The 11,450-nt window shown below is 69.6% G+C and carries 10 protein-coding genes; 3 read left to right on the top strand and 7 right to left on the bottom strand.

Annotation, left to right across the window (positions count from 1 at the left end; genetic code table 11):
• Positions 1-11 precede the first annotated feature (11 nt).
• A complete protein-coding gene (locus tag ACIQF0_RS05500) occupies positions 12-587 on the top strand; it encodes an ABC transporter ATP-binding protein (protein ID WP_401024769.1) in 576 nt (191 codons plus the stop codon).
• Entirely contained in the window at positions 584-1,201 is a 618-nt protein-coding gene (locus tag ACIQF0_RS05495) for an ATP-binding cassette domain-containing protein (RefSeq protein WP_401024767.1), read from the top strand. Before ACIQF0_RS05500 ends, ACIQF0_RS05495 begins: the two co-directional genes overlap by 4 nt.
• On the opposite strand, the gene ACIQF0_RS05490 is transcribed toward ACIQF0_RS05495, so the two are convergent.
• Both ACIQF0_RS05490 and ACIQF0_RS05485 read right to left on the bottom strand, forming a co-directional pair.
• The gene (locus ACIQF0_RS05490) at positions 1,174-1,620 is read right to left on the bottom strand and encodes an Lrp/AsnC family transcriptional regulator (RefSeq protein ID WP_360033182.1); all 447 of its coding nucleotides are present in this window, start codon (positions 1,618-1,620) and stop codon (positions 1,174-1,176) included. The genes ACIQF0_RS05495 and ACIQF0_RS05490 overlap by 28 nt on opposite strands.
• Positions 1,617-2,738 (bottom strand): M24 family metallopeptidase, encoded by a 1,122-nt coding sequence (locus tag ACIQF0_RS05485; protein ID WP_401024764.1) that lies wholly within the window; start codon positions 2,736-2,738, stop codon positions 1,617-1,619. The genes ACIQF0_RS05490 and ACIQF0_RS05485 overlap by 4 nt, the downstream gene beginning before the upstream one ends.
• A 128-nt stretch (positions 2,739-2,866) precedes the next feature.
• Here ACIQF0_RS05485 and ACIQF0_RS05480 point away from each other — a divergent pair, with 128 nt between their 5' ends.
• Positions 2,867-3,811 carry a 5'-3' exonuclease gene (locus tag ACIQF0_RS05480; protein ID WP_360033176.1) on the top strand — a complete coding sequence of 315 codons (945 nt, stop codon included), beginning with the start codon at positions 2,867-2,869 and terminating at the stop codon, positions 3,809-3,811.
• Here ACIQF0_RS05480 and ACIQF0_RS05475 read toward each other — a convergent pair.
• The 5 genes from ACIQF0_RS05475 to htpG all read right to left on the bottom strand — a co-directional run bounded on the left by ACIQF0_RS05475 (position 3,808) and on the right by htpG (position 11,439).
• A complete protein-coding gene (locus ACIQF0_RS05475) occupies positions 3,808-4,977 on the bottom strand; it encodes a GNAT family N-acetyltransferase (RefSeq protein WP_401024761.1) in 1,170 nt (389 codons plus the stop codon). The two genes, ACIQF0_RS05480 and ACIQF0_RS05475, sit on opposite strands and share 4 nt — an antisense overlap.
• Positions 4,978-5,014: 37 nt before the next feature.
• Positions 5,015-5,866, bottom strand: coding sequence for a hypothetical protein (locus ACIQF0_RS05470; protein ID WP_401024757.1), 852 nt, complete (start codon positions 5,864-5,866; stop codon positions 5,015-5,017).
• A gap of 58 nt (positions 5,867-5,924) precedes the next feature.
• Positions 5,925-6,638 carry a DUF4333 domain-containing protein gene (locus tag ACIQF0_RS05465; RefSeq protein ID WP_401024754.1) on the bottom strand — a complete coding sequence of 238 codons (714 nt, stop codon included), beginning with the start codon at positions 6,636-6,638 and terminating at the stop codon, positions 5,925-5,927.
• A gap of 96 nt (positions 6,639-6,734) precedes the next feature.
• A complete protein-coding gene (locus ACIQF0_RS05460; RefSeq protein ID WP_360033167.1) occupies positions 6,735-9,482 on the bottom strand; it encodes a DEAD/DEAH box helicase in 2,748 nt (915 codons plus the stop codon).
• A gap of 115 nt (positions 9,483-9,597) precedes the next feature.
• Positions 9,598-11,439 carry a molecular chaperone HtpG gene (gene htpG / locus ACIQF0_RS05455; protein ID WP_401024750.1) on the bottom strand — a complete coding sequence of 614 codons (1,842 nt, stop codon included), beginning with the start codon at positions 11,437-11,439 and terminating at the stop codon, positions 9,598-9,600.
• Positions 11,440-11,450 lie beyond the last annotated feature (11 nt).

The following is an 11,450-nucleotide window of genomic DNA, read 5'->3' as shown; positions in this document are numbered from 1 at the left end:
GTGGCGTAGGGGTGTCCTACGGTTCTGTGCGCGCCGTCGCGGACATGTCGTTGTCGATCGCGCCCGGCCTCACCGTCCTGTCCGGACCTTCCGGGTCCGGGAAGTCGACGCTGCTGCGCGTGCTCTCGCTGATCGAACGCCCGTCCCTGGGCGAGGTGTTCGTGCACGACGTGCCGACCTCGTCGCTGTCGTGGACGCAGCTGCGGGCGTTGCGGCGCAAGGAGATCGCCGTGGTGTTCCAGAACCCGGCCGACAACCTGATCTCGCACCTGACCGTCGGCGAGAACCTCCGCGCGGCCGGTGCCGAGGACTTCTCGCTGCTGGACCAGCTCGGGCTGGGCGGCTCCGCGACCTGGCGAATCGGCGCTCTCTCCGGTGGGCAGCAACAACGTCTGGCGTTCGGGTGCGCCATCGCCCGTGGCGCTTCGGTCGTGATCGCCGACGAACCGACCTCGCAGCTCGACGTGAAGTCCGCTGATCTCGTGCTGGAGATCCTGGAGTCCTTGCCGGTGCCCGCTGTGGTGGCGTCGCACGACCCGCGGCTCGTGTCGCTGGCGGACCTGTGCATCCCGCTGGCCGCGTCATGATCCGGGCGGACGGGGTGCACCGGGCCTTCGGCGGTGTGTCCGTGCTGCGCGGGGTGGATCTGGCCGTCGCGGCCGGTGAGCTGGTCACGTTGAGCGGGCCGTCCGGATCCGGGAAGACCGCGTTGCTGTCCCTGTTGTGCGGGTTCGACTTCCCGGACAGCGGGTCGGTGTCGCCCGGACTGGCTTCCTGGTCAGCCTGCGCGGTTCTGCCGCAGTCGCTCGGGCTGGCGTCCGAGCTGACGCTGGAGGAGAACGTCGCGCTGCCGTTGCGGCTGGCGGGGCGCGAGGTGGCCGGGGTCGCGGAGTTGCTGGCGGAGCTGGGGATCTCCGGGCTGGGTGCCCGGTATCCGGGGCAGGTCTCGTTCGGGCAGCAGCAGCGGGCGGCGCTGGCACGCGCTGTCGTGGCGCGGCCTTCGGCGTTGCTCGCGGACGAGCCGACCGCACACCTCGACGCCGTGAGTGCCGTGGCGGCCGTGGGGCTGCTGCGGCGGGTCGCCGACGAAGGCGCCGCGGTGCTGATCGCCACGCACCACGACGCCGTGCACGCCGTCGCCGACCGCGTGCTGCTGCTCGCCGACGGCCAGGTTCAGACCGCCGGAGGCCTGTCCTCGTAAGGCGTGGACAGCACCACCGTCGTCCGCGTCGAGACGTTCGCCGACTCCCGGATCTTCTGCAGGAGCTCCTCCAGCGCGACCGGCGAGGCGACGCGCACCCGCAGGACGTAGGACGCGTCGCCCGCCACCGAGTAGCAGGCCTCGATCTCCGCGAGGTGCTCGAGGCGCTTCGGGTAGTCGTCCGGCTCGGCGGGGTTGATCGGGAACAGCGAGATGAACGCGGACATCGGCAGGCCGATCTCGGTGCCGTCCAGCCGGGCCGCGTAGCCCTTCACGATGCCGCGCTGTTCGAGGCGCTTCACGCGTTGGTGCACGGCCGACACGGACAGGCCCACGCGCTCGGCGAGGTCGGTGAAGCTGCACCGGCCGTCCGAGGCGAGTTCCTTCAGTATCGCTCTGTCGATCTGCTCGAGGGTCAAAGCACCACCAGGTCGTGAGGTCGGTTGTTGAAGGACTCGACGCCGTCCGGGGTGGCGACCACGATGTCCTCGATGCGCGCGCCCCAGCGGCCGGGCAGGTAGATGCCGGGCTCCACGCTGAAGGCCATGCCCGCTTCGAGCGGCAGGGAGTTGCCGCTGACGATGTAGGGCTCCTCGTGCACGTCCAGGCCGATGCCGTGGCCGGTGCGGTGCACGAAGTACTCGCCGAAGCCCGCGTCGGTGATGACCTTGCGGGCGACGGCGTCGATCTCCTCGCAGGTCACGCCAGGCTTCACGGCTTCCACCGCGGCCTGCTGCGCCGCCTGGAGTACCGCGTAGGTGTCCCGGACGTCGTCGTAAGTGGGCTCGCCCATCACGTAGGTGCGGGTCGAGTCGGAGTTGTAGCCCTCGGCGACCGGGCCGCCGATGTCGATGACGACGACCTCGCCCGCCTGCACCACGCGGTCGGAGTCGCGGTGGTGCGGGGACGCGCCGTTGGGCCCGGAGCCGACGATCACGAAGTCGGCGACCGTGTGGCCTTCCTCGACGATCGCGGCGGCGATGTCCTTGGCGACCTCACGCTCGGTGCGGCCGACACGCAGGAACTCGCCCATGCGCGCGTGCACGCGGTCGATCGCTTGTCCGGCCTTGCGCAGGGCGTCGATCTCGGCGGTGTCCTTGCGCATGCGCAGCTCGCGGATGATCGGTCCGGCCAGCGACTGCTCGCCGCCGATCGCGTGGCCGAGCTTGATGGTGTGCAGCGCGGGCATCATGTCCGCGACCGCCGTGCGGGTGCCCTTCAGCGCGTCCTTGACCAGCGCGTACGGGTCCTCGCCGTCGACCCAGGTGACGACCTCGACGCCGAGCTCGTCCGTGGGGATGGCCGCGTAACCCGGCTGCTCCAGCTTCGGCACGACCAGCCTCGGCGTGCCGCCCACCGGCAGCGCGAGGCAGGTGAGGCGCTCGAACGAGTCGCCACCGGCGCCGATCAGATACCGCAGGTCCGAGCCGGGCGAGATGAGGAGGGCGTCGACGCCCGCCTGCTCGGCGGCGGCGGTGGCGCGGTCAAGCCGCGCACGCAGCGCGGACACGTCGATGGGCCCGGTGATCGTTGCCATGGTCGAAATCCTAGTGCGTGGACCACAATGCCCGCCGCACGCCTTCGGCACTCGGCAGGACACCTCGCGGGAGCGCTGAACGCGTCCGGCAAGCGTCAGCGGTCCACGCACGAGTAGTTTGTCCACTCGTGAGCTCTCCCCTGGTGCTGCTCGACTCCGCGAGCCTCTACTTCCGGTCGTACTACGCGCTGCCGGACTCGATGACGGCGCCCGACGGCACGCCGGTGAACGCCGTGCGCGGGTTCGTCGACACGATCGCCCGCGTCATCACCGAACGCGGCGCGGCCCGGCTGGTCGCCTGCCTCGACGCCGACTGGCGGCCCGAGTTCCGGGTCAAGGCGCTGCCGTCCTACAAGGCGCACCGCGTCGCCGAGGGCGCCACCGACGGGTCCGAGGAGGTCCCGGACACGCTGACGCCGCAGATCCCGATCATCCTCGACGTGCTCGACGCCGCCGGCATCTGCACCGGCGAGGCGGCGGGCTACGAGGCGGACGACGTGATCGGCGCGCTCGCCCACCACGAGAAGAAGTCCCGCGTCGAGGTGGTGACGGGCGACCGCGACATGTTCCAGGTCGTGCGCTTCGACCCCACGCCCGTGCACGTCGTCTACGTCGGCCGCGGCTGGAACAAGGCCGAGGTCCTCGGTCCGGAGGAACTGGCCACCAAGTACTCGCTGCCCGTCGAGAACGCGGGTTCCGCGTACGCCGACATGTCCGTGATGCGCGGCGACCCGTCCGACGGCCTGCCGGGCGTGGCGGGCATCGGCGAGAAGACCGCGGCGAAGCTCATCACCGAGTTCGGCTCGCTCGACGCCGTCCTCAAGGCCGTGACGGACCCGATGGACCGCAAGCTCACCACCAAGGCCCGCAACGCGCTCATCGCGGCCGAGGACTACCTGGCGGTGGCACCCCTGGTCGTCCGCACGGCGCTGGACGCCCCGGTCGTGCTGGACCGCTCCGACGAGGTGCCGCGCGTGCCCGCCGACCCCGAGCGGCTGCGTGAGCTCACGCAGCGCTGGGGCCTCGGCAGTTCGGTGCCGCGCCTGGTGAACGCGATGGAGCGGCGCGGCTAGAAGAACGTCGAGCAGAGCGGCGCGACGGGGACGGCGAACAACGCGTCGGCCTCGTCGAACCGCGAGCCCTCGATCCGTTTCGCGGCCGCGAGGTCCGAGAACCTCGTGTCGCCGAGGTAGACCGCTCCGAGCAGGTCGGCGGGGATCGTGATGTCGGCGGGGCCGTCGACGCGTTCGGCACCGTCCGGCGACACGCGGTAGCTGCCGTCGTTCGCGGGCAGCAGCCTGTCGCGCACCTCGATGACGACGGGCTCGGCGACGCCGTAGGTGCGGGCGGCGAGCATGCACGGCACGTCCACCAGCCGCAGCCAGATCTGGTCGAAGACGTCCTTCGTGTACACGACCCGCGGGTCCTCGAAGAGCCAGTTCACCGGGTCGTCGAGGGCGGCGTCGACGTTGATCTCGTCGATCAGGTCCAGCCGCGTCAGGTAGATCCAGAGGTCGCGCCACGCGTCGGCGTTGGCCCACGCGAAGTCCTCGATCTCCATGGTGTGCTTGAAGTCCTTGTCCTCGGACACCTTGTAGCACACGTAACCGTCGTCGCCGTCCGGTCCACTGTGGACGACGGTGACCACGTTCTCGGCCGCGCCCTTGCGCTCCTGGTGAATCGCCCACCAGCCGGGCCAGCGGGAGATCTGCCCAGGACGGTCGAGCCCGAACGTGGCGTGCAGCTCCGGCACCAGCTTGTCCGAGGTGTCGGGGTCCACCATCCGCACGCGTCCGACCGGCGAGCCCGGGATCACGGCCTTGCGCGCGTCGATCCGCAGGAACCGCACCCGCCCGGCGAGCCCGTACCCGAAACGGCCGTAGATGCGGCCCTCCGACGCGCGCAACGTCGCGACGGGATCCGACAACGTCGAGAGTTGCTCGCGCATCAACGCACTCAGCACGCCACGGCGCGTGTAGTCCGCACGAACCCCCACGCGCGACACAGCGGCGTGCGGTACGACGGCGCCACCGGGCACCACCATCGAGCCACCGAAGGTCTGCGTCGTGCCGACCATCTCGTCGCCCTCGAACGCGGCGTGCGTCCGGCCGGGCTCGTAGGTCTGCCGGATGATCTCCCACTTGTCGTCCGCGGCCGGACTCCAGTGCATCGCACGGCGGAAGAGCCCGTGGTGGGCGCGATACTGCGCTTCGTCGGTGAGAACGCGGATGTCGGTCACGCCCGCGATCCTGGCTCAGCGCGGCCGCGAACGCACGTCAGTTTCCGAGCGTCCAGTACGCCCGGCCCCACTGCTCGCGGCGCTTCAGGATCACCTCGACGAGATGGTCCGCCTCGGACTCGGCGATCGGGATCTTGACGCCGCGGTGGTCGGCCATGGCGAACTCCCGCAACGTGGTCGCCGGATGCCAGTCACTGCCGATCCCGAAGGAGTAGCAGAGGTGGGAGTCGTGGCCACCCCTCGGCCGCACCACGTGCAACGCGTCGTCCAGGTGCAGCGCCTGCCGGCCCTGGTTGAAGACCGCGAAGTAGTACGGGCCGGACCAGTGGTGCGACCACGCACCGCGCACCCGTTCGATCACGCCGGCGACCCGCCACAACGCGGTGCGCTCGTCCACCTCTTCCAGATCCCGCGCCGGGGGCCGGTCCGAGGGGTGCCAGTGCAGGTCATCGGTGAACTGCTGGCCGGTGCCGTCGGGCGCGACCCTCAGCACGATCTGCTCGCGTGCTCCCTGCTTCGACACGTGCCAGCGGAACGGGGCGGGAGCGCGCTCCACGAGCACGGCCTCACCGTCACCCAGGGCGATCTCCGGCTGAGTGCGCCGTTGTCCCCACACGCCGTCAACGTCGTGGTGGACGCGGATGCTCGGGTCGGAATCGCCGTATCGGGCCCGGCGCATCGCGACGATCATGTCGATCATGAACATCTCGGCCCAGTCCGAGTCGACCTCCCACGCGTCGCGCCTCGGCGGCGTCCGGGGCCGGGCGGACAACGGCTCCCAGCGCAGCTCACGGGTGAACGCCTGCTCGGTGCCGTCGTCCTCGACCCGCACCACCGCGATCGGGCACAGAGGCTCCCGCTCCTCGGCGGGGAACACGAAGTAGCGCAAAAGAAAAACCTTCCCCCAGGAACTCCCAGGGGAAGGCTAACGCGCGACAAACGGAGGATCAGCCGGTGGGCTGGCCGACCTCGTACTCGCCGTCCTCGGTCTTGACGACGATCTTGACCTTCTTGTCCTTGCCGCCGACCTGCACCTTGCACTCGAACGAGGTGTTGGGCTTGACCTCGTTCTCACCGGAGCAGGTCGCCGCGCCGACGTCGGAGATCTTGTACTCGTCCTTCAGGATCTGGACGATGCCGCTCTGCACCGCGGTGTTGTCGAAGATCTTCTTCTTGAAGAAGGCCGGCGACACGAACCCGGTGAACAGCACGCCACCGACGAGCAGGACGACGACCACAGCGGCGACCCAGATGGCCGCGCTGGACTTCTTCTTCGGCGGCACCGGCGGGCCGTAACCCGGCTGCTGGCCGTACGGGTTGGGCTGCTGTTGCTGGCCCGGCATGCCGTACTGCTGCGTCTGCTGGCCGTACGGGTCCTGTGCGGGGGTGCCGTACGGGTTCGACTGAGGCTGCTGACCTGGCACGCCGTACTGCTGCGTCTGCTGCTGCGACGGGTCGAAACCCGGGTACGGCTGCTGCTGGCCCGGCTGGGGCTGCGGCGGGCCGTAGGGGTTCTGCTGCCCCGGGTTCTGCGCCGGGAAGCCGCCGGACGGCGTGCCGGGAGGGAAACCGCCTCCATAGGGCTGCTGCGGCGGCTGCGGCTGCTGGCCCCACGGCTGCTGCGGATCGTTCCCTCCGGACGGTCCGTACGGGCTGCTCATCTGTCGACCTCCACGTGTACGACGTTGCGGCGAAATCCAATCACACCGTTGACGTCAGTCTTTACTCCGACTCGCAAAACCTTCGTCAGGCCCATGTCACATCATCGCCACAACTCCGCGCCTCAGCGCGTCGACGGCCTTGGCCGCGGCCGCTCCGACCGGGTCCTGTCGGCCGACCACCTCACGGATCTGGTCCAAAAGGTCGATCACCTGCCGGCACCAGCGCACGAAGTCGCCGGCACCGAGCTCGTTGCCACCGGCCTCGGCGGCCACGAGCACCTTCTCCAGCGACTCGCCGCGCGCCCAGCGGTACACCGGCCAGGCGAAGCCCGGATCCGGCTGGCGGGTGATGCGTTCGAGCTTGTGCCGGCGCTCGTCGTCCTCGATCTCCGCCCACAGCCGCACGGTCTTGAGCATCGCGTCGGCCACGGGGCCCTGCGGCAGCCGCGCCTCGACCGGACCGTCCCTGCGCGCCTCGTAGACCAGCGACGACACGACGGCGGCCAGTTCCTCCGGCTTGAGGCCCTTCCACACGCCGTTGCGGATGCACTCGGCCGCGAGCAGGTCCGACTCGCTGTAGAGCCTGGTCAGCCGCTTGCCGTCGGCGGTGATCTCCTCGGCCTCGCTGAGGTAGCCGCGCTCGCGCAGCAACGCCCGGATGCGGTCGAACTGACGCGCCAGCGAGTGCGTCGTCGCCGCGACCTTGCGCTCCAGCTGCTCGGTCTCGGCCAGCAGCCGGTGGTACCGCTCACCCCACCTGGCGTGGTCCTCGCGCTGGTCGCAGCCGTGGCACGGGTGCGCGCGCAGGGCCCGGCGCAGCGTCGCGAGCTCGGGGTCGTCGTCCGCCGTGGTCTGCCTGCGGCCCCGCGACGGCACGGTGATGCCGGTGTTGCGGATCGTGGAGGCGAGGTCGCGCCGCGACTTGGGCGACCGCACGTCGACCTGCTTGGGCAGCCGGATGTGGCCCAGCACCTCGACCGGCGACGGGAAGTCTGCCGACGTCAGGCGGCCTGACCAGCGGTCCTCGGTGACGACCAGCGGCTTCGCCTCGCCCATCGGCTCCAGACCGGGGTCGACGACGACCGCGAGACCACTGCGACGCCCGGACGGCACGGCGATCACGTCGCCCTTGCGCAGCCGTTCGAGCGACTTGGCCGTCTCGATGCGGCGCGAGTTCGTGTTCTGCTTCGCGAGCTGCTTCTCCCGGTCGCCGATGCGGCGGCGCAGTGCCGCGTACTCGGTGAAGTCGCCGAGGTGGCACGTCATCGCCTCGGTGTAGCCGGCGAGCGCCTCCTTGTTGCGGTCGATGCGGCGGGCGAGCCCGACCACCGACCGGTCCGCCTGGAACTGCGCGAGCGACTGCTCCAGGATCGCGCGCGCGGCCGAGGCGCCGAGCTGGGCCACGAGGTTGACGGCCATGTTGTAGCCGGGCCGGAACGACGACCTCAGCGGGTACGTGCGCGTGGACGCGAGCCCGCCGACCGCCTTGGGGTCGATCCCCGGCTGCCAGACGACGACCGCGTGCCCTTCGACGTCGATGCCACGACGCCCCGCACGGCCCGTGAGCTGCGTGTACTCGCCCGGCGTCAGGTCGACGTGCGCCTCACCGTTGTACTTCACGAGCTTTTCGAGCACGACCGTCCGCGCGGGCATGTTGATGCCCAGCGCGAGCGTCTCGGTCGCGAACACGACCTTGACCAGCCCGCGGACGAACAGCTCCTCGACCGTCTCCTTGAACGCGGGCAGCAGCCCGGCGTGGTGCGACGCGATGCCCCGTTCCAGGGCCTCCCGCCACTCCCAGTAGCCGAGCACGGCCAGGTCGGCCTCCGGCAGGTCGCGCGTCTTCTCGTCGACGATCCGGCGAACCTGCTCGGTCTCCTCCGGCGAGTTGAGCCGCAGGCCCGCACGCGCCGTCTGCGCGACCGCCGCGTCGCAGCCCGCACGGCTGAACACGAACACGATCGCGGGCAGCAGCGAGGCCGCGTCGAGCCGCTGGATCATGTCGGTGCGCGACGTCGGCTTGAACCCGCTGTTGCGCGCCGGACGGCCTGGACCGCCTCCACCGCTGCGGTTGCGCCCGCGGCTGAACGGCACGTGGTAGCGCGTGAGCTCCTCGGTCTTGCGCAGCACCTGGGTGTTGATCCGCGCGTGCGTCTGGTCGCCCTCGAACAGGTCGAGCATCTGGTTGCCCACCAGCATGTGCTGCCACAGCGGCACGGGCCGGTGCTCGTCGACGACGACCGAGGTGTCGCCGCGCACCTCGACCAGCCACTCGCCGAACTCCTCGGCGTTGCTGACCGTCGCGGACAGGCCGACCACCTGCACGTGCTCGGGCAGGTGCAGGATGACCTCTTCCCACACGGGGCCGCGGAACCGGTCCGCGAGGTAGTGCACCTCGTCCATCACGACGTACGCGAGTCCGTCCAGAGTGGACGAACCCGAGTAGAGCATGTTCCGCAGCACCTCGGTGGTCATGACGACCACGGGCGCGCCGCCGTTGATGCTCGTGTCGCCGGTGAGCAGGCCGATCTTGTCCGCCCCGTACCGCGCGGTGAGGTCGGCGAACTTCTGGTTGCTCAGGGCCTTGATCGGCGTGGTGTAGAAGCACTTGCGGCCCTCGGTCAGGGCCAGGTGCACGGCGAACTCGCCCACCACCGTCTTGCCGGCACCGGTGGGGGCGCAGACGAGCACTCCGTGACCGTCCTCCAGGGCCTCGCAGGCCTGGCGCTGGAACGGGTCCAGCTCGAACGAGATCACGGACAGGAAGTCGGTCAGCTTGGGCCGTTCGGCACGACGCCGGGATTCGGCGTAGGCCTCGGCCGGGGACCGCGAAGCACTTGACACTCCATCAGGCTTTCACATCACACCGACAATCGCCGCCGAGATAGATTAACTTCAATCAACACTGAAACGACAGAGGGCGATGTCCCTCGGACATCGCCCTCCACCTGCGGTTTTGTCAGAACGTGCGCTGCACCCGGTCCGCCACCAGCTTCACGAAACGGGACGGATCCGCGAGCTCGCCGCCCTCGGCCAGCAACGCCAGCCCGTAGACGAGCTCGGCGGTGTCGGCGAGCGACTCGCGTTCGCCCGCCGCGAACGCCCCGTGCAGCCCCTCGACCAGCGGGTGCGACGGGTTGAGCTCCAGGATCCGCTTGATCTTCGGCAGCTCCTGCCCCATCGCCTTGTACATCTTCTCCAGGGTCGGAGTGATGTCGTAGGAGTCGCCGACGACGCACGCCGGTGAGGTCGTCAGGCGCGTGGACAGACGCACGTCCTTGACGTCGTCCTCCAGCTGCTCCTTCAGCCACGTCAGCAGGTCGCCGAACTCCGCGGCCTTGGCCTCGTTGGCCGTCTTCTCCTCGTCGGTCTCCAGGTCGACCTGACCCTTGGCGACGGACTGCAGCGTCTTGCCGTCGAACGCGGGAACGGAGTCGACCCACATCTCGTCGATCGTGTCGGTGAGGATCAGCACCTCGAAGCCCTTGGCGCGCAAGGCCTCCATGTGCGGCGAGTTCTCGACGGACGTCCGCGAGTCGCCGGTCATGTAGTAGATGTGCTCCTGGCCGTCCTTCATCCGCGAGACGTACTCGGCGAGCGTCGTCATCGAGTCCGCGGAGTTCGTCGAGGCGAAGGAGCAGACCTCCAGGATCGCGTCGCGGTTGTCGGTGTCGGAGAGCAGGCCCTCCTTCAGCGCCGCGCCGACCTCGCCCCACAGCTTCGCGTAGTCGTCGGGACGCGAGGACTGCAGCGACTTGATCGAGGAGAGCACCTTCTTCACCAGACGGCGGCGCATCAGCTGGATCTGGCGGTCCTGCTGCAGGATCTCGCGCGACACGTTCAGCGAGAGGTCCGCCGCGTCGACGACACCCTTCACGAACCGCAGGTACTCCGGCATCAGCTCGGCGCAGTCCTCCATGATGAAGACGCGCTTCACGTAGAGCTGCACACCGCGCTTGCCGTCGCGCATGAACAGGTCCATCGGCGCCTGCGCGGGCAGGAACAGCAGGGCCTGGTACTCGAACGTGCCCTCCGCCTGCATGCGGATGGTCTCGAGCGGCGCGTTCCAGTCGTGACTGATGTGGCGGTAGAACTCGGCGTACTCCTCCTCCGTCACCTCGGAGGCCGGGCGCGCCCACAGGGCCTTGCGCGAGTTGATCTCCTCGCCGCCCAGGCGCACCGGCCAGGTGATGAAGTCCGAGTAGCGCTTGACGATCTCGCGGATCTTCGCCGGCTCGGTGTAGTCGGGCAGGCGGTCCTCGTCGTCGGACGGCTTGAGGTGCAACGTGACCGAGGTGCCCTGCGGCGCGTCGTCCACGTCGTCGATCGTGTACGTGGCCTCGCCGCTCGACTCCCAGCGCACGCCCTTCTCGGCGTGCGGGTACTTCGTCACGAGGGTGACCTTGTCCGCCACCATGAACGACGAGTAGAAGCCGATGCCGAACTGGCCGATCAGGTCCGACGTGCTGGACTGCTGTTCCTTGAGCTGCTTCAGGAACTCCGCCGTACCGGACTTGGCGATCGTGCCGATCAGCCGCACGACGTCCTCGCGCGTCATGCCGATGCCGTTGTCCCGCACGGTGAGCGTGCGCTCGGCGGGGTCGGACTCGATCACGACGTGCAGGTCGTCGACGTCGACGACCATGTCCTTGTCGCGGAACGACTCCAGCCGCAGCTTGTCCAGCGCGTCGGAGGCGTTCGAGACCAGCTCGCGCAGGAACGTGTCCTTGTTCGAGTAGATCGAGTGGATCATCAGCTGCAGCAGCTGGCGCGCCTCGGACTGAAACTCAAGCGTTTCCATGCATCCCTACC

Origin of the sequence: Lentzea sp. NPDC092896 (genome assembly GCF_044754905.1) — a bacterium.
In the GTDB taxonomy this organism is placed as follows: domain Bacteria; phylum Actinomycetota; class Actinomycetes; order Mycobacteriales; family Pseudonocardiaceae; genus Lentzea.
The sequence above is the reverse complement of the archived record's forward strand: the minus strand, read 5'-3'. Positions and strand labels throughout refer to the sequence as shown.